The sequence below is a fragment of the Salmonella sp. 32100201201700099SM genome (assembly GCF_017572645.1).
Taxonomy (GTDB): Bacteria; Pseudomonadota; Gammaproteobacteria; order Enterobacterales; family Enterobacteriaceae; genus Salmonella; species Salmonella enterica.
Genome location: NZ_JAGERQ010000009.1, coordinates 68311 through 90331 on the forward strand (window position 1 = coordinate 68311; position 22021 = coordinate 90331).

Sequence of the window (22021 nt, forward strand, 5' to 3'; positions counted from 1 at the left end):
GCCGGAGGGCGATTAACGCCTTATCCGGCCTGGAGGCAACGTATAACACGTCACGAATACTTCTTCGTGCGCCGCGTTGGGGCCGTATTCGCCGGATCGTCCGGCCAGACATGTTTGGGGTAACGACCCTTCATCTCTTTTTGCACTTCGCGATACGCCCCCTGCCAGAAAGCGCTTAAATCGCGCGTAATCTGTAGCGGTCGCTGCGCTGGCGAAAGCAGTTCCAGCACCAGCGGCACTCGCCCCTGCGCAAGCGTCGGCGTACTTGCCTCGCCGAACATTTCCTGCATTCTGACCGCCAGTGCGGGCGGGTTATCTTCATGATAACGAATCGTTATTCGGCTTCCCGTCGGCACAGTGTAATGCCCAGGCAGTTCACTATCCAGACGTTGCAGCAGGGGATAGTCAAGCAGTCCCCGTAATGCCTGAGTCACATTCAGAGATTTCAGACTCCGTAACGACTGTACGCCTGTCATGTGCGGCAGCAACCAGTTTTCCAAAGTCGCCAGCAGCGACGCCTCATCCACGGCAGGCCAGTCATATTCCGGCAGCCATTTCGCCGCGCAGTGCAGACGCAGACGGAACTGCTCCGCTTCCGGCGTCCAGTTAAGGACGGACAGGCCTTTATCGCGGATGCCGTTCAGCATCGCCTGATGAAGCTCCTCTTCAGACGGCTTCGCCAGTGGCTGAACGTTAACCGTCAACTGTCCAATACGCATTCTGCGCCACGCTTTCAACGTTCCCTGCGCCTCGTCCCATTCAACCGTGTCAGACTGGCGCAGTAAATCAGGACACGCCTGAATCAGCGAGGCAATATCCAGCGGCTGCGCCAACAATATTCGGGCGTCCGGCGAGGCGCTACCTTGCAGCAACAGCGGCGCGATCAGCCATTCATGACGTCCCAACGCGTCATCCACATCTAACATCGCGCCCATACCATTGGCTAACTGATAGCGCCCTTCCTGACCGCGACGCCGCGCGATGCGGTCGCTAAACGCTCTGGCCAACAGCGGCATAATAAGCGTGCTATCCGGCTCGCCATTACGCACCTGCAGCCGTTTTAAAAGCTGCTGGCTACGCTGCTGCCAGCCCGGCTGTCGCCGCGAAAATACTACGCTTAAATCCGTACCGCCGCCGCGCGGCGGGTCCTCAAGGATGGCCGCGAGCATGGCGGCAGTGGCGGCGCTATCGCCCTCGCCGGCGTTGACTAACATTGCCGCCAGGCGCGGATCGTTACCCATTGCCGCCATTTTCTGCCCCCGCGCGCTTAATCGCTCGCCCTCCAGCGCGCCTAACACCAATAATAAACGGCGGGCGGCCTGAAGATTCACTTCCGGCGGCCTGTCCAGCCAGAAAAGCGATGCCGGATCGTGACATCCCCACTGCAACACTTCCATCAACAAACCGGAGAGGTCGCTGTGTAAGATTTCCGGATCGCTTTGCGCCGCCGCCCGCTCCGCCTGTTCTTTGGCCAGCAGATGTAAACAGATCCCCGGCGCCAGTCGTCCGGCGCGCCCCGCGCGCTGCGTCATTGACGCCTGACTGATACGCTGCGTAACCAGCCGCGTCAGTCCCGTTCGCGCGTCGAATCGCGCCACGCGCTCCTGAGCGCTATCGACGACCAGACGAATCCCTTCAATCGTCAAACTGGTTTCGGCAAGGTTAGTCGCCAACACCACTTTACGCATCCCGGCGGGGGCGGGAACAATTGCTTTGCGTTGCGCCTCCAAAGACAATGCGCCATACAGCGGACAAAGCAGGACATCGCTGCCTACCCGCGACGCCAGATGTTCATGAACGCGCTGTATTTCACCTACGCCGGGTAAAAATAGCAGCAGCGAACCGTTTTCATTGCGCAACAGTTCCGCTGTCGCCATCGCGATGGCTTCATCAAAACGCAAATGCGTCGCGAGCGGCTGATAACGTCGCTCCACCGGGAACGCGCGCCCCTCCGAGACGATCGTCGGCGCATCAGGCAGTCGCTGACAAAGCCTGTCGTTATCCAGCGTCGCAGACATGATTAACAGCCTGAGATCGTCACGGAGCCCTTGCTGGATATCCAGCAACAGCGCCAACGCTAAATCCGCCTGTAAACTGCGCTCATGAAATTCATCCAGTATCACCAGCCCCACGCCGCGTAATTCGGGATCGCGCTGAATCATTCTGGTCAATACGCCTTCTGTCACCACTTCCAGCCGGGTACGCGGCCCCACGCAGCTTTGCGCGCGCATCCGGTAACCTACCGTTTCGCCAGGCTTTTCATTCAACGCTTCCGCCAGACGCTGCGCGACATTACGCGCCGCCAGACGACGCGGTTCAAGCAGAAGGATTTTTCCAGCAACTGGCCCCTGTTGCAGGAGTTGCAACGGCAGCCAGGTGGATTTCCCCGCCCCGGTAGGCGCGGACAACAAAACCTGCGGCGCGGTTTTTAGGGCTGTCAACAATTCAGGCAATACGGCGGCAACGGGCAATGACGTCACAAACGGCTCCACGGGGTTAACTTTCTTTGCGCCGCATTGTAGCATCGTGTTAATCCATAACCGAGTATCCCTATGTCTGAGCCAAAACGGCTGTTTTTTGCTATTGACTTACCCGACGACGCGCGCGCGCAAATTATCGCCTGGCGCGCCGCCCATTTTGCGTCTGAAGACGGACGCCCCGTGGCAGCGGCGAACCTACACCTGACGCTGGCCTTTTTAGGCGACGTCAGTAACGATAAGCAGTGCGCGCTTGTGCAACTGGCCGGACGAATTCGCCAGCCGGGCTTTACGCTACATCTGGATGACGCCGGTCAGTGGCTGCGTTCGCGCGTAGTGTGGCTGGGGATGCGCCAGCCGCCGCGCGGGTTGTTGCAGTTGGCTAATATGCTGCGCGCGCAGGCCGCCCGCAGCGGTTGTTACCAAAGCCCGCAGCCTTTTCACCCGCATATTACGCTGCTGCGCGACGCCAGCCATACGGTGGCTATCCCGCCGCCGGGCTTTTGCTGGTCATTTCCGGTCACATCGTTTGCGCTTTACGCCTCTTCGTATGGGCAAGGCCGTACCCGCTATGCCGAACTGCAGCGCTGGACGCTGAGCGAATAATAATCAAGGAATGTCGATGCTATTCTCACCCCCTTTACAACGCGCTACGTTGATTCAGCGCTATAAACGTTTTTTAGCTGATGTCATCACCCCTGACGGTACGACGCTTACGCTGCACTGTCCTAATACTGGCGCGATGACCGGCTGCGCCACGCCTGGCGATACCGTCTGGTATTCGACATCAGAAAATACTAAACGCAAATATCCGCATACCTGGGAATTGACTGAAACGCAATTCGGCGCATTCATTTGCGTGAATACGCTGCGGGCGAACCAGCTAACGAAAGAAGCAATTCAGGAGAATCGCCTGCCGGCGCTGGCGGGGTACAATATTCTGAAAAGTGAAGTCAAATATGGCGCCGAACGCAGCCGTATAGATTTTATGTTACAGGCAGATTTCCGCCCGGACTGCTATATTGAAGTGAAATCGGTCACGTTAGCGGAAAAAGAAAACGGTTATTTTCCCGACGCCATCACCGAACGAGGGCAAAAACATCTTCGGGAGTTGATGGGCGTTGCGGCGGCAGGTCATCGCGCGGTGGTGGTGTTCGCGGTGCTGCACTCCGCCATTACACGTTTTTCCCCCGCACGTCATATCGATATAAAATACGCGCAGCTATTGAGCGAGGCTCAGAATAAAGGCGTGGAAGTTTTAGCTTATAAAGCAGAACTTTCAGCCCAAAAAATGGAACTGAACGAACCAGTACCCATAACGTTGTAGTGGAATAACAGCCTGATTATTAAGTATTCTGGCCGCGTGCGTAAATACGCTTTTCCTCACAGGGTTGTCAAGTGTTACGTTTAGATAATTGCTATCCGGAAAAGCATCTGCTATTTATAGCGACCTGATTTTCCCCCGAACATGGGGATCGATAGTGCGTGTTAAGGAGAAGCAACATGCAAGAAGGGCAAAACCGTAAAACATCGTCCCTGAGTATTCTCGCCATCGCTGGGGTGGAGCCGTACCAGGAGAAACCGGGCGAAGAGTATATGAACGAAGCCCAGCTATCGCACTTCAAGCGTATTCTTGAAGCATGGCGTAATCAACTCCGGGATGAAGTCGATCGCACTGTGACGCACATGCAGGACGAAGCCGCCAACTTCCCCGATCCGGTCGATCGCGCCGCGCAGGAAGAGGAGTTTAGCCTGGAGTTACGTAATCGTGACCGTGAGCGCAAACTGATCAAAAAGATCGAGAAGACGCTGAAGAAAGTGGAAGATGAAGACTTCGGTTATTGCGAGTCCTGCGGGGTGGAGATTGGTATCCGCCGCCTGGAAGCGCGTCCAACAGCCGATCTGTGCATCGACTGCAAAACGCTGGCTGAAATTCGCGAAAAACAGATGGCGGGTTAATCCCGTTCGTTTCTACCCTATTTATGACAGGCGGGAGTTTTCCCGCCTTATTCTTTATTGCCCGCAGCATGACTGACTCACACTATATTGGCCGTTTCGCGCCATCGCCATCCGGCGAACTGCATTTCGGCTCGTTAATCGCCGCCCTCGGCAGCTATCTACAAGCCCGTGCGCAACGCGGAATTTGGCGCGTTCGCATAGAGGATATCGACCCCCCACGTGAAGTTCCCGGTGCCGCAGCGACCATTCTGCGCCAGCTGGAACATTACGGCCTGCACTGGGATGGCGAGGTCTTATGGCAATCACAGCGTCATGAGGCTTATCGCGAGGCGCTGGCCTGGCTTCACGAGCAGGGACTGAGCTACTACTGCACTTGCCCCCGCTCGCGCATTCAACGTCTGGGCGGTATTTACGACGGCCATTGCCGGACGTTATGCCACGGGCCGGAGAATGCCGCCGTCAGAATTAAACAGCAGCATCCGGTGATGCATTTCCATGATGCCTTGCGCGGCGACATCCAGGCTGACCCGCAGCTGGCTAGCGAAGATTTTATTATCCACCGCCGCGACGGACTGTTTGCTTATAATCTGGCCGTGGTGGTCGACGATCATTTTCAGGGGGTGACGGAGATCGTCCGCGGCGCAGATTTAATCGAACCCACTGTCCGACAACTTTCTCTGTATAAACAGTTTGGCTGGCGTGCGCCTGGTTACGTGCACCTTCCGCTGGCGCTCAACGAACAAGGCGCTAAACTTTCCAAGCAAAATCATGCCCCTGCGCTTGCGACAGGCGATCCGCGCCCGGTACTGGTCCAGGCATTGCGCTTTTTAGGCCAACGCGACGTCGTAGCGTGGCAGGAGATGTCGGTTGAGGAGTTGCTGCGCTTTGCGGTGACGCACTGGAGGCTTACAGCCGTACCCACATCGGCTAATGTAAATCCGGCATTCTCAAATGCGTCTCGCTGAGCTATGATTAGCCGCTATTTTTGCTCATCGTCTTTCGCATTGCTGCGGCGTTAATGATGCTTACAGCCCAGGTCGCGTTGCTCTCTTACGCCCGTCTGCCGTAATGCGAAAGACATAGAGTAAGTTGATCTTATTAATGTATGACACTACCGAGGTGCGCTATTTTTACCCGAGTCGCTAATTTTTGCCGTAAGGTGTTAAGCCGCGAGGAGAGCGAGGCAGAACAAGCCATCGCCCGTCCACATATGACGATTATCCCGCGTGAACAGCACGCTATCTCCCGCAAAGATATCAGTGAAAATGCCCTCAAGGTACTGTACAGGCTGAACAAAGCGGGCTATGAAGCCTACCTGGTCGGCGGCGGCGTCCGCGATCTCCTGCTCGGTAAAAAGCCGAAGGATTTCGACGTGACCACCAACGCAACACCGGATCAGGTACGGAAATTATTCCGCAATTGCCGTCTGGTGGGGCGTCGTTTCCGCCTGGCTCACGTGATGTTTGGCCCGGAAATTATCGAAGTGGCAACGTTTCGTGGTCATCATGAAGGCAGTGAAAGCGACCGTACGACCTCCCAGCGTGGGCAAAACGGTATGCTGCTGCGCGACAACATCTTCGGCTCTATCGAAGAAGATGCCCAGCGCCGCGATTTCACCATCAACAGCCTTTACTACAGCGTGGCGGATTTTACCGTGCGCGATTACGTCGGCGGGATGCAGGATCTGAAAGAAGGCGTGATTCGCCTGATCGGCAATCCGGAAACGCGCTACCGCGAAGATCCGGTTCGAATGCTGCGCGCCGTGCGTTTCGCTGCGAAGCTCAATATGCGTATCAGCCCTGAAACGGCTGAGCCAATCCCGCGTCTGGCAACCTTGCTAAACGACATTCCTCCCGCGCGCCTGTTCGAAGAGTCGCTGAAGCTGTTGCAGGCGGGGAACGGTTACGAAACCTATCAACAACTGCGGGAATACCACCTCTTCCAGCCGTTGTTTCCTACCATTACGCGTTATTTCACCGAAAACGGCGACAGCGCAATGGAACGCATCATTGCGCAGGTGTTGAAGAATACGGATAACCGCATCCGTAACGAGATGCGCGTTAACCCGGCATTTTTGTTTGCCGCCATGTTCTGGTATCCGCTGCTGGAGATGGCGCAAAAAATCGCTCAGGAGAGCGGCCTTGCCTATTACGATGCTTTCGCGCTGGCCATGAATGACGTGCTGGATGAAGCCTGCCGTTCACTGGCGATCCCGAAACGCCTTACCACGCTTACCCGTGATATTTGGCAGCTTCAGTTACGCATGTCGCGACGTCAGGGCAAACGCGCCTGGAAACTGATGGAACATCCCAAATTCCGCGCCGCGTTTGATTTACTGGAGCTGCGCGCTCAGGTGGAAAATAATACTGAACTGCAACGTCTGGCGCAGTGGTGGGCCGAGTTTCAGGCTTCCGCGCCGCCGGAACAAAAAGGGATGCTCAACGAGCTGGACGACGATCCTGCTCCACGCCGCCGTCGTTCACGTCCGCGCAAACGCGCGCCGCGCCGCGAGGGCACCGTATGACGATCGCGTATATCGCGCTTGGCAGTAATCTGGCCTCTCCGCTGGAGCAGGTCAATGCCGCCCTGAAGGCTATCGCCGACATTCCCGATAGCCGTATCGTCGCGGTTTCTTCGTTTTACCGCACGCCGCCGCTTGGCCCACAGGATCAGCCCGATTACCTGAACGCTGCGGTGGCGCTGGATACCGCTCTCGCCCCCGAAGAATTGCTTAACCATACCCAGCGCATTGAGCTGCAACAGGGCCGGGTGCGCAAGGCCGAACGCTGGGGGCCGCGCACGCTGGATCTCGACATTATGCTGTTTGGCGATGAAGTCATTAACACCGACCGTCTGACCGTGCCGCACTACGACATGAAAAACCGCGGTTTTATGCTGTGGCCGTTATTCGAAATCGCTCCGGAGCTGATCTTTCCGGATGGTACCAGCCTGCATCAGCATCTCACCCATCTTGGTGCTGCAAAACCCGCCCACTGGTAAAACATCGCCTCCACTTTAGCGTTTACTGCTTTAGCGCCAAACGATTGCTTAAATCAATTGCCCCCCTGAATATGACTGTTAGAATGCCGGGAAATATAACTTTTACCATCAGGAAACGTTATGAAACCCACCACCATTTCACTGCTGCAGAAATGCAAGCAAGAGAAAAAACGCTTCGCGACAATTACCGCCTACGACTACAGCTTCGCTAAGTTATTTGCCGACGAAGGTATCAATGTGATGCTGGTTGGCGACTCACTGGGCATGACAATTCAGGGGCACGACTCCACCCTGCCTGTCACCGTGGAAGATATCGCCTACCACACCCGCGCGGTACGCCGCGGCGCGCCGAACTGCCTGCTGCTCTCCGACCTGCCGTTTATGGCTTACGCCACCCCGGAACAGGCATGTGAAAATGCGGCTATCGTGATGCGTGCGGGGGCCAATATGGTCAAAATTGAAGGCGGCGCCTGGCTGGTTGATACGGTGAAAATGCTCACCGAACGCGCCGTGCCGGTTTGTGGTCATCTGGGGCTAACGCCACAGTCGGTGAATATCTTCGGCGGCTATAAAATTCAGGGCCGCGGCGACGCCGGGCAGGTACTGCTGGATGATGCGCTGGCTTTAGAAGCCGCTGGCGCTCAACTGCTGGTGCTGGAATGCGTGCCGGTTGAGCTGGCGAAGCGCGTCACGGAAGCGCTGTCGATTCCGGTGATCGGCATCGGCGCGGGCAACGTCACCGACGGTCAGATCCTGGTGATGCACGATGCGTTTGGCATCACCGGCGGTCATATTCCAAAATTCGCGAAAAATTTCCTTGCCGAAGCGGGCGACATGCGCGCCGCCGTACAGCAGTATATGGCTGAAGTGGAGTCCGGCGTTTATCCGGGCGAAGAACACAGCTTTCACTAATTTTTCTGACCGTGCCGGATGGCGACGCGACGCGTCTTATCCGGCCTACAGATCCTCAACGGATGTAGGCCTGATAAGCGCAGCGCCATCGGGCAGGATCATCAAGCAACTCAAGGAGTTTTGTTGTGCTAATCATTGAAACCCTGCCGCTGCTGCGCCAGCATATTCGTCGTCTGCGTCAGGAAGGTAAACGCGTCGCACTGGTTCCCACCATGGGCAACCTGCACGACGGCCATATGAAGCTGGTCGATGAGGCAAAAGCCCGGGCTGATGTGGTGATCGTCAGCATTTTCGTCAATCCGATGCAGTTTGATCGGCCGGACGATCTGGTGCGTTATCCGCGCACGCTGCAGGAAGATTGTGAAAAGCTGAACAAACGCAAAGTCGATTATGTCTTTGCGCCAGCCGTTGAGGAAATCTACCCACAGGGGCTGGAAGGCCAGACGTATGTTGATGTTCCCGGCCTCTCCACCATGCTGGAAGGCGCCAGCCGTCCGGGCCACTTCCGCGGCGTCTCGACTATCGTCAGCAAGCTGTTCAACCTGATCCAGCCGGATATCGCCTGCTTTGGCGAGAAGGATTTCCAGCAACTGGCGCTGATCCGCAAAATGGTGGCGGATATGAGTTATGACATTGAGATCGTCGGTGTGCCGATTATTCGCGCCAAAGACGGTCTGGCGCTCAGCTCACGTAACGCTTATCTGACCGCAGAGCAGCGCAAAATTGCGCCGGGTCTATACAACGTGATGAATAGCATCGCTGAAAAACTGATTGCGGGTAATCGTGAGCTGCAAGAGATTATTGCCATTGCCGAGCAGGAACTGAATGAAAAAGGCTTCCGTGCCGACGACATTCAAATCCGTGATGCCGACACGCTGCTGGAGCTGACGGAAACCAGCAAACGCGCAGTGATTCTGGCTGCCGCCTGGCTGGGACAGGCGCGTCTGATCGATAATCAAAGCGTTACATTAGCCCAGTAGACAGGGGTTAAAAATCGGGCAATACTGCCTGAGAATTTCCAAAGCAGGCCACAAGCGCCTGCTTAGCCAAGGTAAACGACAGGGTAAAGAAGTTATGATTCGCACCATGCTGCAAGGCAAGCTCCACCGTGTAAAAGTCACGCAGGCGGACCTGCACTACGAAGGTTCCTGTGCCATTGACCAGGATTTCCTTGATGCCTCCGGTATTCTGGAAAACGAAGCGATTGATATCTGGAACGTGACCAATGGGAAACGTTTCTCAACCTATGCGATTGCGGCTGAACGCGGCTCCAGAATCATCTCGGTGAACGGTGCGGCGGCGCACTGCGCTGAAGTTGGCGACATTGTGATTATCGCCAGCTTCGTCACCATGTCTGATGAAGAAGCGCGTACATGGCGTCCGAAAGTGGCCTATTTTGAAGGCGACAACGAAATGAAGCGCACCGCGAAAGCCATTCCGGTTCAGGTTGCCTGATTTTCAATAATAGGACAACCCTTCCAGAAAAACATATTTTGGGACGGGTTGTCTTTTTTTAAATCACCAATAAATAATATTATTTATTATTTATCTTATTGCTTAAATAATAAAGCATTAGTTTTACTTAAAAAAAGATAAAGTATTTCTAATGGATGGCTTCATTCCCTTTCATCGCCACTCTCTATAAAATCCGTCTCGAAATTTAATATTTCAACAAATAAGATATATAAATATATTTTATTTATATTTATCACTAAAATATGGATATTCTAAATGTTTTTCAGAAAATATGGCGTAGCCGCTTTTATTGCAATGACTTTGAGTGCCGGGTCTGCAATGGCAGCAGATCCAGATACGGGTACTATTACTTTCCACGGTCTGGTTTCTAACAATACCTGTAAAATCTCTCTTGATAATAAAATAGATCAAGACGGTAATGATTTTGACATTACGCTGGATACCGTTTTTGTTAAAAACTTCGCTACCGCACTGGGTGATAATAGTACTCTGGGCGAAAAACAGTTCACTCTGAATCTGAGCGAATGTGATAACGCAACGGTAAAAGATGCCTCCGCGCAATTTAATTCCTGGGGCGGTTCCAGCTCAACGTCAGGTGGTCTGTTAGTACCACCGGCTAATCTGCAAGGAGCAGCAGAAAACGTTAACCTGGTGCTGGCTAACAACGGTAACGGCGCTACCGATCTGATCAAAATTGACCAGACTAACAACACGCAGAAAGCCACTATTTCCGCTGATGGCACTGGTGACCTGTTCTACCGCGTAGCCTACACCCAAGGCCAGAAGTGGAATGCAGACACCAGCCCGGTAACGGCAGGAACCGTACAGGCACAAGTTGCCTTCACCGTTATTTATAACTAATCCTTTGTATTTAAAAAGATTAGCCAATCCCTCAGCGGCTGTGCTGGGGGATTTTAATTTTAAAGTATACCTACAGGGAGGGTAAAATGGTCAATACGGTTATTACAAAGGGATTTAAAACCACCTGCTTCGCTGCCGCGGCCTTCACGGCATTTGCCACATTCCAGGTAAACGCGGATATCGTCATTTCCGGAACACGTATTGTGTACCCAGCGTCATCAAAAGACGTGATTGTGAACCTGGATAACCGGGGCAATAAACCTCTACTGGTGCAAACCTGGCTGGATGACGGGCGTGACGGTGTTGACCCGCAGGAGCTAAAACTGCCGTTTGTCATTACGCCTCCGGTATCTCGTATCGATCCACAAAAAGGGCAATCCTTGCGTATTACGTATATGGGTAGCACATTACCTCAGGATCGGGAATCGCTGTTTTGGTTTAACGTGCTGGAAATTCCGCCAAAATCAAAAGCGAAAGAAGGCGAGAGTTTAAATCAACTTCAACTCGCCTTTCGCACGCGGATCAAATTATTTTTCCGCCCGGATGGCCTGAAAGGCACGCCTGGCGATGCGGCTGCAAACCTGAAATGGTCGCAGAAAAAAGAAGACAATACGCTTTCACTATTTGCCCAAAATGACAGCGCGTACAACGTTTCTATTTCCAACGTAAAATTAAAAGTGGGCGGTAAAGAATATACTGTCGACAGCAAATCCGTTTTACCCTTTAGCGGGGTCAGCATGCCCGTAAAAGGCCTTTCGAATAATATTAACGGTACCGTTATCTATAGCACCATTAATGACAATGGTGGCACAAATAAACGAGAAGCCAAAATAGACTAATCAATTATAACAATTACGTACCAATGTAGTGGGCCATTCTGGTCCACGTTAATTATTCGGAAAAACAATGCTATTTCAACGCTCATTATTATGTCTTACTATTGGCGCTGCACTCCCTTTTTCCGTTTCTGCTGCAAATTCAGCAGCAGAAAAAACCGTTGTTGAGTCGGACGAAGCCGTAGAATTTAACGAGCAATTTTTACTTAATAGCAGCGCTAATATCGATATTAGTCGCTATGCGTATGGCAACCCGGTGCTTGCCGGAACCTATCGTGTGAAAGTGAATCTTAACAATGCGTTGAAATCTACCTCTGAAATTACCTTTAATGAAAACGGTACGCCACGCGCCAGTGCATGTCTGACGCCGCTTTTACTCACCCAGGCAGGTGTTGATCCCGCCGCAATGCGCGATGACGTCGAGGTCGACGACAACACCACGTGTCTGGATATAAAAAAATACTACCCCGGTGCGACGGCGAATTACGATTCCGGCAAACAGGCGATGGATCTCAACTTCCCGCAGATTTATATCCTGAAACGTCCTGCCGGGTATGTTGACCCCTCACTGTGGGAAGATGGCGTTCCGGCGGCCATCGTCTCTTATGATATGAACGCCTGGCACAGTGAAGGCAATGGCACAACGTCCGATACCGCTTACGTGGAGCTACGTTACGGTTTAAATATGGGACCGTGGCGTTTGCGTTCCCGAGGTAGCCTTAACTGGAACAAAGATACCGGTAGCGAATACAACAATCAGGACGTTTATTTACAGCGAGATATCACCGCGCTGAAAGCGCAAATGGTGATAGGCGACTCCTACACCCGTGGCGATGCGTTTGACTCCTTCAGCCTGAGCGGGATACGGATGTATAACGATGACCGCATGTTACCGATGGGCTCCAGCAACTACGCGCCTGTTATCCGCGGCGTCGCCAACAGCAATGCCAAAGTCACGGTGATGCAAAGCGGCAATAAAATCTACGAAACCACCGTACCGCCGGGGGCGTTCGAGATTAACGACCTTAGCACCACAGGTTATGGTAACGATCTGCTGGTCACCGTAGAAGAAGCGGACGGCAGCAAACGCAGCTTTACCGTTCCCTTTTCGTCAGTCACCCAAATGTTACGCCCCGGCGCGACACGCTGGGATATCGGCGTCGGCGAGCTGAACGATGATTCTTTACATGATAAACCGCAGGTGGGTTACGCGCAGTTTTACTATGGCCTGAACAACACCTTTACCGGCTATATCGGCGCGCAGTATACCGATATGAATTTCTATGCTGGGTTATTAGGTCTGGCAATGAACACCGGTATTGGCGCATTCGCCTTTGATGTGACGCAATCTCACGCCAGTATTGATGATTTAGGCACGCTCAGCGGGCAAAACTACCGGCTGACCTATAGCAAAATGATCGAGGCGACCAATACCTCATTTAACGTCGCTGCTTATCGTTTTTCTACTGAAGACTACCTCAGCCTGAATGACGCCGCGTCTTTGCAAGACAGCGTTAAACATCAGCAATATGCGCAGCAAAGTTATCGCTCAGGTGATGAGTTATATGACGATTACCAGCGTACCAAAAATCAGGTGCAAATCAGCATCAACCAGCCCTTAAACCAGGGAGAAACAACCTGGGGCTCTGTGTATGTCAGCGGAACATGGCAGGACTACTGGAATGATGCGGGCTCCACGGCCAACTATAGCGTGGGTTACAACAACAGTTTTGCCTACGGCAGCTATAGCGTGTCATTACAACGCGCCTATGACCAGAACGGCAGTAAAGACGATAGCGTCTATTTAAGTTTCAGTATTCCGTTGAGTATGTTCTCCCACAACGGGGAACGCTCTGGCGGTTTCTCCAATATCAACATGGGCCTGCGTTCTGACATGAAGGGCGGTACTAACGTCAACTCCACCGCCAGCGGTAATACCAAAGATAGCGACATCAGCTACTCCGTGAGCGCCACCTCCAGCAGCGGTAATTACGGCAACCTGAATCAGGTAAGTGGCTTTGGCTCCCTTAACAGCAGCTATGGCCCATTAGGGCTTTCCGCCTCGTTTGGCGACGACAATAGCCAGCAATATTCCGCCAGTTACAGCGGTGGCATGGTGCTGCATTCTGGCGGCGTAGCGTTCACGCCGGGCAGCATTGGCGAAACCGACGCCGTCGCACTGGTGAAAGCCAGCGGCGCACAAGGCGCAGGACTGGGCTACAGCAGCAGCGAAATCGGCAGCTCAGGCTATGGCATTTTACCGTATATGTCAGCCTACCGCGAAAACCGGGTGTCGCTGGATATCAGCACACTGGAGAACGATGTTGAAATCAAAAGCACCAGCACGGTTACCGTACCGCGCAGCGGCGCCGTTGTGCTGGTGAATTTTGAAACCGATGAAGGTCGCTCACTGATTCTGGAATTACTGCGTAGCGATAAAGGCTTTATTCCTTTAGGCGCAGATGTCCTTAACGAGAAAAATGAAACTGTCGGTACCGTAGGCCAGGCCGGACAGGCGTACGTGCGCGGCGTAGAACCGCAAGGCGAACTTCGCGTGGTGTGGGGCAGTGGTAAAGAAAGCACCTGTACGGTGCGTTACCAATTAGCTGAAACCACGGCAAAAGCGGGACTAACCCCCGTATTGAGCAATCAACTTTGTCACCTGTAATGACCTGTTTAGGGAAAAACTAATGAGAGTTTATATGAAAAGAAACCGCCTCAGTCTTCCCATCGCGGCACTTGCCGTAATGGCAGCTTCTGGAAGCGCGCTTGCCGCTAACTCCACTAACCTGGATGTTAATTTCACGGCCACAATTTTAGAGACGACGTGTAACATGAAACTGGTCGGTGGTACAGGCTCCGACACGGTACAGGAATTAATCATTGGTAATAGTAGTGGTGAAGTTCGTATTGATGATGTAAGAGCGGGAACAGCAACGGCAGATTTTAAATTAGTGATTGTTGAATGCCCGGCATCGCTTCAATCATTAAAGACATCAATCAACGGAACGCCATCCGGGTATTCAACAAAAATATTAACGAATGGAACAAAAGGCTCAGCCGACTATATAGGGGTGTCAGTAGCGCGCGCATCCAAACCAGATGAACCTTTTGTTATTAACTCCACCGCCGATTCAGAACGTCTGGTCTGGAGTGAGGTAGAAATTAACAGTAAAGAGGTTCCGCTGATCGCCATCATGAAAGAGACCAAGGCAAATTCGGCTACCACAGGGGCTTTCTCAGCCGTTGCGACTTTCGTATTTAGCTACGAGTAATTAACGCAGATCTACGGAGCATCACTATGAAATTTACATCCGCTTTAATCACATTATCCGTTTCTGCCGTCTTATTCTCTGGAGTGGTCAGAGCCGCTATTACCGGTACCGACAGTGTACAAATGACCTTTAAGACCACAGTGACAACCGGTACCTGTAAAGCTATCGTCGTTAATGGTGACGGAAAAAATGTTAGCACCATTGGCTATGGTGAGACATATAAATCGGATCTTAACAAGAAAGCGATGCCACTGAGCATTGTCTTCAGCAATTGTTCCGGCGTAACCATCGCAGAAGTAGAAGCAAAAGCGGGCACCGGCGGCACCTGCTCCGGTGATAATTTAGACGGCGATTCTTACGCGGCGGGCCTGAATACCGCCTTCGAAATTTGGGGCGGCGATGCAGACACGGGGGTGAAACTGTCTTGTAAAACGCCACCAGCCGCACAGGAGGTGACCATTACCAACGGTGCGGGTACCTACCCAATGACGTCACGCATTGTGGTGGCAAACGGTAAAAGCCTGAGCGACGTCACCGCCGGCGATGTCACGGCTCCGGTCACCTTTGTTGTGACATACCCTTAATTTTCAGGTGCTTTGTTTATGCAACAATTACTGTTTCTTTTACGCCAGCCCGGTCTTGTGTTGCTTATGGGTCTGACAGGCGGGTTTTGGTCTGGCATCAGCCAGGCGGGTTCCAATTTGGATATCAATCTGACCGCCAGTATTGTTAACAGCACCTGCAAACTCAGTCTGGTAAATGGGGGGGAAGTCTACCTTCCCAACGTCACGCGGGCATGGTTTTACAATAACGACGGCAGCAGTAAATATGCGCCTACCGACGAGGCGGGCGGCACGCCTTTTAACGTGCGTCTCGAAGACTGTGCAGATAACAGTAGCATCAAGCAGTTGATGTTCAGCTTTACGCCGCAATCCGGTTTTTGGAGCAACCAAAACCAGGTTTTCAAAAATGATGCCACAACAGGCGCGGCGCAAAACGTTGGTATCGTCATTTTCTCGGCAGACTATAAAACTAACGTCTTAAACAGCGATGGCAGTTCTAACGTAGTTTACGACGTCAGCGGAAAAAGCAGTTCGCTGTATTTAACGGATTATCAGTTTTACGCGCGCTATCAGAATACGGGCGCAGTTGTCAGCGGCGTTGTCACCAGCAACGTGTTGGTTGACGTCAGCTACGAATAAAAGGATTTATGATGAAGCTATTCCCTTATCTGGCCGCACTGTTATTGTTGAGCGCATCCGGCGTAGCCTATGGTGCCCTGGAATGTAAATTTTACAATGGCGATACACGACAGATAATGTCGCCAGGCGTTCAACCAATCATTACCTTTCACCCCTCGGTGCAAACCGCCACGCTGCTGGCTAGCGGTATTACGATGGAATTAACGCCGGAAATGCATAGCCACTGTGCAGTGGGGGATGATGGAGAGAACATTTACCAGATGACGGACAACACCTTACTTGAAGGGTATGTCGACGGTAAGGCGTTGTTTCGCACCAATATACCCGGCATTACGTATGCCATTGGGTTATACCCCGCAGGGAAAGGCATTACCGGATGGTTTCCCGTCAATCCTGGTCAATATTATATGACCGCTTATGCTGACGACAACGAAGGCTATTTCGAACATGAAAAAAAATGGTACGCCGTGATGGAAATCTACCAGATGCCCGGCTTTAATGGCGTGCCTTCGGGAGTCGGTTTTATTAGCTCAATCGGCGGCCCATTGGGGCACATTGTTCTCGGAGACCCCATAGGTTCTGAATCTGACCATCCTCGCCCGCTAATCACCATTTCTGATATGATGTTTAACATTCCATTCTCCGAACCGACCTGTATTCTTACCGCGCCCACCACCGTGAATTTAGGTGATTGGTACCGAAGCGACGTGGAGAAAGATCAGACCACCGAGGTGCCTTTTCAGATTACCGGAACCTGTACCGGGACGATTGCAGTCTCGTTCGTGGCGAAATCCTCATATACCAATGCGGATAAGAACCTGTTTACCAACTCGATTACCAGCAACTCAAGCGTTACCGCGGCTGGCGGCGTCGGCGTAAAAATAAGCTCACCGGCCTATTCGCAAATTCATGCCGACAGTTCGCCAGAAGCCATTGCCGTGGGCGAGATAATCGGGATGCCTGTGACCTCAGTAAACGCCAACTTTAAAGCAAAGCTGGTCAAAACAGGGACGGAGGCCGTGACACCCGGTATTTTCGGATCGTCTGTCACCTTCCAGGTAACCTACGAGTAAACTACCCCTGCGGCTGATTGACTATCAGCCGCGACATCGTTTCCAGCGAATCTGTGCGTAAAATATACAGCCTTTTGAGCAGCATCGGATTATCTCCCGGCTTCACCTTCCCTCTCACCGTGGTGACCGCCAGATGGAAACCGGCGTCTTTTGCTGCTTTGATCGCGGTCGCGTTATAGCCGCCAAAGGGATAAGAAAGATAAAATACGTGCGGAGTAAACTGTGTGAGCGCCCGCCGCGAGCGTTCAAAATCAAACAGAATATTATGGTAGCTGCGGCTATATAAAATCGGGCGGCGATGCCCGTCTACCCGGTGTAAAAAATGGGTATGCGACTGAAAATCAAAAACATCGCTTATCTTGCGCAATTCGGACACGCTCATAAATTGCAGCGACCTGGGATTCCATTTTTGCGGATGGCGCTTAATACGCGATGAGATAATAAATGCCGTCGCTTTCATATCATACTGCTTTAATACCGGATATGCATAGCGACTCACCGATTTAAGGCCATCATCAAAGGTGATAGCCACCGCGCGCGCCGGGAAATTAGCGCGGTTATAGATGTAATCCTCCAGTTGGTACATCGTCAACGTGGCATAGCCGCGATCGCGAAGCCAGGTCATTTGGTTGCTGAATGCCCGAACCGAAGTCGTGGTGGAGGTATGGCGAAAACGGGTATTCTCTTCATCACGTAAAATGTGATGATAGGTCAAAATCGGAATGCCGTTGTCTTCCTGCGCATCCATGGCGTTGACATAAGCCAGCCTGTCGCCAATACGGATCTGATACCAGGTTTGATGTAGCCGGCCTTTCAGCTTGCTAATAATGGGGTAACGCAAATTATCCACCAATACGCCAAACGGGGCGCTACTGATGTCCGGCGCGTTATACACCGGCGTGTCCTTCCAGGTCACCAGATTCTGATTGCTGAGCGGCTTGTTAAGATCGCCCAGCCCATCTTCCACTTTTTGTTTTCCCTGCACGGGTTCCAGATGGCCTTTATCGATAAACCCCACACCGAAGCCAAATTTAAAGGCATAATAATCAACCGCAACAGGCGTTACGGAAAGAATTTGTCCGGCGCGGATATTCCCTACGGTCACCATTTTGTCGCCAATCTGCGACCAGATGGCGGCATCTTTCGTCGTTTGCATATAACGAGCGGGCAAGGCAGCCAACACATTACCGGCGAAAAAGAACAGCAAGATAAGAACAACGCGCATAACCATATATCATAACCGAGGCGAAAAAACGCCGTTATTGTAGCAAAAGCGTCGTCAATGGTATTGATCAAAACTCATACAAATCATGCAGCAATACAAAAGGCGGATTTTTCTGCTGCTGATGCCAGAGACTGGTGACATCCGGCGCGCCAAGCGCGACAATCTGGTCGCGAAATGCTGAACTGCTCATCGACTCTCGCAAAGGAATCATTTCCTCTATCAATGAATAGCTAATGCCTGAAATAACTTCACATTGAGGATGTTTATGGCTCATCAGCGACGCTACACAATAAGGCGTCGCGCCGGAAATGTCGGTTAAAAATATCACGCCTTCACCAGAATCGGTGGCATGGAGGGCATCACACATCATGCGGCTCAGCATGTTTGAGCTCAGACCGCGCCAAAAATTGACCGCCCGGCATTGCGCCAGCGGACCATTTTTTCTCTCCAGGCGATCAAGCATATCCTGTGCACGATCGTCATGGCAGGTAATCACCCAACCTAACATAGCCTACCTCCTTAGCAGGCAAGTAGTTTATCAGGGTTACCAATCAGGAATGATGACAGCCGTCAAAAGTCTCCTCTTCCCTCCAGGAGAAGAGGAGAATCGTATCAGCTACGCAAACCGCGTCCGCGCTGGATCAGCGACCAACACAGCAGATAGAAAGCAGCGATAAAGATCACCAGTACGCCAAACGTTGTCACCAGCGGCACATCATGGATACCCAGAAAACCATAACGGAAACCGCTGATCATGTAGACGATCGGGTTCAGGTGCGACAGCCCTTGCCAGAACGGCGGCAGCAGCGTCAGCGAGTAAAATACCCCGCCGAGGTAGGTCAGCGGCGTCAGCACAAAGGTCGGGATCAGACTGATATCGTCAAAGGTTTTGGCAAACACGGCGTTCAGCAGTCCGGCCAGCGAGAACAGAATCGCGGTCAGAATCAGCGTTAGCGCGACAAATACCCAGGAATGCACCTGGAAAGGCACGAAAAAGAGCGAAATCGCCGTCACCAGAATCCCCACGCACAGCCCGCGCGCCACGCCGCCGCCGACAAATCCGGCGATGATCACGTGCGTTGGCACCGGCGCGACCAGCAGTTCCTCAATATTGCGCTGAAACTTGGCGCTAAAGAACGAGGAGGCCACATTGGCGTAGGAGTTAGTAATGACCGCCATCATGATCAGGCCCGGCACAATAAATTGCATATAGCTAAAGCCATGCATTTCGCCGATGCGCGAACCAATCAGGTTACCGAAAATAATAAAATAGAGCGTCATGGTGATGACAGGCGGCACCAGCGTTTGCACCCAGATCCGCATAAAGCGGTGGATCTCTTTCGCCCAGATGCTTTTAAGGGCAACCCAGTAAAGCTGCATCATGCGCGATCTCCTTGTTTTTCATGCACCAGCGACACAAACAGTTCTTCCAGACGGTTGGCTTTATTACGCATACTTAATACCTGAACCCCCTGCTCGCTCAGTTGGCTAAAGACGCTGTTAACCCCCTGCTCGCGTAACACTTCCACCTCCAGAGTCGAGGTATCCACCAGACGATATTGATAACCCGTAAGCTTAGGTAGCGGGCTTTTTGGCGCTAAATCCAGAATAAACGTCTCCGATTTCAGCTTTGAAAGCAGATTTTTCATGGAGGTATTTTCCACCAGCTCGCCGTGCTGAATAATACCGATATTGCGGCACAGCATTTCTGCCTCTTCCAGATAGTGGGTGGTGAGAATAATGGTGGTGCCTTTGGCGTTTAAATCTTTCAGGAACCCCCACATTGAGCGACGCAATTCGATATCGACGCCCGCCGTCGGCTCATCGAGAATCAATAACTTAGGCTCATGCATCAGCGCGCGGGCGATCATCAGGCGGCGTTTCATCCCACCGGACAGCATCCGCGCGCGTTCATTACGTTTTTCCCACAGATCGAGCTGTTTTAAATACTTTTCGCTACGTAAAACTGCCTCTTTATGTTCCACGCCGTAATAACCGGCCTGATTCACTACGATCTGTTGCACCATTTCAAACGGGTTAAAGTTAAACTCCTGTGGCACCAGTCCAAGCTGTCGCTTGGCGTTAACCACGTCTTTTTCCAGGTCGTAACCAAAAACGTTAACGCGCCCGGACGTTTTATTAACCAATGAGCTGATAATACCGATGGTGGTCGATTTCCCTGCTCCATTTGGCCCCAAAAGCGCGTAAAAATCCCCCGCTTCGACCTGCAAATCTATGCCGCGCAGCGCCTGAACGCCGCCGGGATAGGTTTTTTTAAGTTGTTGAAGTTCCAGCGCAATGGTCATAAATTCTCACTTACTTTACGTTCTTACACTTTATATATGGTTTAAATAATTACGGAGTTGCCCTATATTAGCCCAACGCACTTATTTGGTTACAGGTCGTTAACTTCCATGAAAGACATAGATACACTCATCAGCAACAATGCACTATGGTCAAAAATGCTGGTGGAAGAGGACCCCGGATTTTTTGAGAAACTGGCGCAAGCGCAAAAACCGCGCTTTCTATGGATTGGATGTTCCGACAGCCGCGTTCCCGCAGAGCGTTTAACCGGGCTTGAACCGGGCGAATTGTTTGTTCACCGTAATGTGGCTAACCTGGTTATTCACACCGATCTGAACTGTCTCTCCGTGGTTCAGTATGCGGTTGATGTTCTGGAAGTTGAGCATATTATCATTTGCGGCCACTCCGGTTGCGGCGGTATCAAGGCTGCGGTAGAAAACCCTGAGCTGGGCTTGATTAATAACTGGCTGCTGCATATCCGCGACATCTGGCTTAAACATAGCTCGCTGTTGGGAAAAATGCCCGAAGAGCAACGTCTGGACGCGCTCTATGAATTGAACGTCATGGAGCAGGTCTATAACCTGGGGCATTCCACCATTATGCAGTCAGCGTGGAAACGCGGGCAGAATGTGACCATTCACGGCTGGGCGTACAGTATCAATGATGGCCTGCTGCGCGATCTTGACGTCACCGCCACCAACAAAAAAACGCTGGAGAACGGCTATCATAAGGGTATCTCCGCCCTAAGTCTGAAATACATTCCCCACCAATAAGCCATTAGCTATAGGCCGGATAAGTCGCTTTAGCGACGCCATCCGGCATTTCTGCGCTTACTCGTCCAGCAGCACCACTTTACCAACATACGGTAGATGGCGATAACGCTGGGCGTAGTCGATACCGTAACCGACTACAAATTCGTCCGGAATCGAAAAGCCAACGAACTCAACCGGCACGTCCACTTCGCGACGAGACGGTTTATCCAGCAGCGTACAAATCGCCAGCGATTTCGGCTCGCGCAGGCCCAGGATTTCACGGACCTTCGACAGCGTATTACCGGAATCAATAATGTCTTCGACAATCAGCACGTCTTTACCACGAATATCCTCGTCCAGATCTTTGAGGATTTTCACGTCGCGGGTGGTGGACATACCGCTACCATAACTGGAGGCGGTCATAAAATCGACTTCATGAGGAATCTGAACTTCACGGCACAGGTCCGCCATAAACATAAATGAGCCACGCAACAGACCTACCAGCACCATTTCACTGCCGCTGTCTTTATAACGTTCGGTAATCTGACGACCCAGCTCGGCAATACGTGCTTTGATCTCCGCTTCGGGGATCATGACTTCAACAGTATGTTTCATATTTATAACCATATGATTTAAAAACAAATCACTCAATGCCGGTGACTAATAACG

23 protein-coding genes are annotated in these 22021 nt (G+C 52.1%); 17 read left to right on the forward strand and 6 right to left on the reverse strand.

What is annotated here, in order from left to right; translation table 11 throughout:
- Nucleotides 1-50 precede the first annotated feature (50 nt).
- On the reverse strand, nucleotides 51-2480 hold the full coding sequence (hrpB, locus tag J4685_RS15380) for an ATP-dependent helicase HrpB (protein WP_024131528.1): 2430 nt from the start codon (nucleotides 2478-2480) through the stop codon (nucleotides 51-53).
- 72 nt (nucleotides 2481-2552) lie between these two features.
- Here hrpB and thpR point away from each other — a divergent pair, with 72 nt between their 5' ends.
- From thpR to J4685_RS15460, 16 genes are all read left to right on the forward strand, one after another.
- Complete coding sequence (thpR, locus tag J4685_RS15385; RefSeq protein WP_001294173.1) at nucleotides 2553-3083, forward strand: RNA 2',3'-cyclic phosphodiesterase; 531 nt, start codon at nucleotides 2553-2555, stop codon at nucleotides 3081-3083.
- A 16-nt stretch (nucleotides 3084-3099) separates the two neighbouring features.
- Entirely contained in the window at nucleotides 3100-3804 is a 705-nt protein-coding gene (gene sfsA, locus J4685_RS15390) for a DNA/RNA nuclease SfsA (protein ID WP_000899408.1), read from the forward strand.
- Nucleotides 3805-3980: 176 nt separating this feature from the next.
- Nucleotides 3981-4436 (forward strand): RNA polymerase-binding protein DksA, encoded by a 456-nt coding sequence (dksA, locus tag J4685_RS15395; protein WP_001155232.1) that lies wholly within the window; start codon nucleotides 3981-3983, stop codon nucleotides 4434-4436.
- Between the two features lie 68 nt (nucleotides 4437-4504).
- Nucleotides 4505-5401, forward strand: a complete 897-nt coding sequence (gene gluQRS, locus J4685_RS15400) for a tRNA glutamyl-Q(34) synthetase GluQRS (RefSeq protein ID WP_001667835.1) — start codon at nucleotides 4505-4507, stop codon at nucleotides 5399-5401.
- A 161-nt stretch (nucleotides 5402-5562) separates the two neighbouring features.
- Nucleotides 5563-6960, forward strand: a complete 1398-nt coding sequence (pcnB, locus tag J4685_RS15405; RefSeq protein ID WP_203225359.1) for a polynucleotide adenylyltransferase PcnB — start codon at nucleotides 5563-5565, stop codon at nucleotides 6958-6960.
- Nucleotides 6957-7436 carry a 2-amino-4-hydroxy-6-hydroxymethyldihydropteridine diphosphokinase gene (folK, locus tag J4685_RS15410; protein WP_000150774.1) on the forward strand — a complete coding sequence of 160 codons (480 nt, stop codon included), beginning with the start codon at nucleotides 6957-6959 and terminating at the stop codon, nucleotides 7434-7436. The genes pcnB and folK overlap by 4 nt, the downstream gene beginning before the upstream one ends.
- A 120-nt stretch (nucleotides 7437-7556) precedes the next feature.
- Nucleotides 7557-8348, forward strand: a complete 792-nt coding sequence (panB, locus tag J4685_RS15415; protein ID WP_000805487.1) for a 3-methyl-2-oxobutanoate hydroxymethyltransferase — start codon at nucleotides 7557-7559, stop codon at nucleotides 8346-8348.
- Between the two features lie 125 nt (nucleotides 8349-8473).
- On the forward strand, nucleotides 8474-9328 hold the full coding sequence (gene panC / locus J4685_RS15420; RefSeq protein WP_000905347.1) for a pantoate--beta-alanine ligase: 855 nt from the start codon (nucleotides 8474-8476) through the stop codon (nucleotides 9326-9328).
- Between the two features lie 94 nt (nucleotides 9329-9422).
- Nucleotides 9423-9803, forward strand: coding sequence for an aspartate 1-decarboxylase (gene panD / locus J4685_RS15425; RefSeq protein WP_000621526.1), 381 nt, complete (start codon nucleotides 9423-9425; stop codon nucleotides 9801-9803).
- Nucleotides 9804-10079: 276 nt separating this feature from the next.
- A complete protein-coding gene (locus J4685_RS15430; protein WP_000466117.1) occupies nucleotides 10080-10685 on the forward strand; it encodes a fimbrial protein in 606 nt (201 codons plus the stop codon).
- An 86-nt stretch (nucleotides 10686-10771) separates the two neighbouring features.
- On the forward strand, nucleotides 10772-11524 hold the full coding sequence (locus J4685_RS15435) for a fimbrial chaperone (RefSeq protein ID WP_000248433.1): 753 nt from the start codon (nucleotides 10772-10774) through the stop codon (nucleotides 11522-11524).
- Nucleotides 11525-11591: 67 nt separating this feature from the next.
- Entirely contained in the window at nucleotides 11592-14189 is a 2598-nt protein-coding gene (locus tag J4685_RS15440; RefSeq protein WP_000898830.1) for an outer membrane usher protein, read from the forward strand.
- 22 nt (nucleotides 14190-14211) lie between these two features.
- Nucleotides 14212-14796, forward strand: a complete 585-nt coding sequence (locus tag J4685_RS15445; protein ID WP_001267118.1) for a fimbrial protein — start codon at nucleotides 14212-14214, stop codon at nucleotides 14794-14796.
- 26 nt (nucleotides 14797-14822) lie between these two features.
- Nucleotides 14823-15380, forward strand: coding sequence for a fimbrial protein (locus tag J4685_RS15450; RefSeq protein ID WP_000673423.1), 558 nt, complete (start codon nucleotides 14823-14825; stop codon nucleotides 15378-15380).
- Between the two features lie 18 nt (nucleotides 15381-15398).
- The gene (locus J4685_RS15455) at nucleotides 15399-15998 is read left to right on the forward strand and encodes a fimbrial-like protein (protein WP_001186617.1); all 600 of its coding nucleotides are present in this window, start codon (nucleotides 15399-15401) and stop codon (nucleotides 15996-15998) included.
- Nucleotides 15999-16009: 11 nt separating this feature from the next.
- A complete protein-coding gene (locus J4685_RS15460; RefSeq protein WP_000765500.1) occupies nucleotides 16010-17071 on the forward strand; it encodes a fimbrial protein StkG in 1062 nt (353 codons plus the stop codon).
- Nucleotide 17072: 1 nt separating this feature from the next.
- On the opposite strand, the gene J4685_RS15465 is transcribed toward J4685_RS15460, so the two are convergent.
- From J4685_RS15465 to J4685_RS15480, 4 genes are all read right to left on the reverse strand, one after another.
- Nucleotides 17073-18302: a polysaccharide deacetylase family protein gene (locus tag J4685_RS15465; RefSeq protein ID WP_000245322.1), complete on the reverse strand. Its 1230-nt coding sequence runs from the start codon at nucleotides 18300-18302 to the stop codon at nucleotides 17073-17075.
- A 61-nt stretch (nucleotides 18303-18363) separates the two neighbouring features.
- Complete coding sequence (locus J4685_RS15470) at nucleotides 18364-18804, reverse strand: PTS sugar transporter subunit IIA (RefSeq protein ID WP_000901968.1); 441 nt, start codon at nucleotides 18802-18804, stop codon at nucleotides 18364-18366.
- Nucleotides 18805-18908: 104 nt separating this feature from the next.
- The gene (locus J4685_RS15475; protein ID WP_000983418.1) at nucleotides 18909-19679 is read right to left on the reverse strand and encodes an ABC transporter permease; all 771 of its coding nucleotides are present in this window, start codon (nucleotides 19677-19679) and stop codon (nucleotides 18909-18911) included.
- A complete protein-coding gene (locus tag J4685_RS15480; protein ID WP_000150616.1) occupies nucleotides 19676-20602 on the reverse strand; it encodes an ABC transporter ATP-binding protein in 927 nt (308 codons plus the stop codon). Before J4685_RS15480 ends, J4685_RS15475 begins: the two co-directional genes overlap by 4 nt.
- Nucleotides 20603-20710: 108 nt before the next feature.
- Here J4685_RS15480 and can point away from each other — a divergent pair, with 108 nt between their 5' ends.
- Nucleotides 20711-21373 (forward strand): carbonate dehydratase, encoded by a 663-nt coding sequence (can, locus tag J4685_RS15485; protein ID WP_000651590.1) that lies wholly within the window; start codon nucleotides 20711-20713, stop codon nucleotides 21371-21373.
- 57 nt (nucleotides 21374-21430) lie between these two features.
- Here the strand turns inward: can and hpt are convergent, their stop codons facing one another.
- Nucleotides 21431-21967 (reverse strand): hypoxanthine phosphoribosyltransferase, encoded by a 537-nt coding sequence (gene hpt, locus J4685_RS15490; RefSeq protein WP_000683338.1) that lies wholly within the window; start codon nucleotides 21965-21967, stop codon nucleotides 21431-21433.
- Nucleotides 21968-22021: the final 54 nt, after the last annotated feature.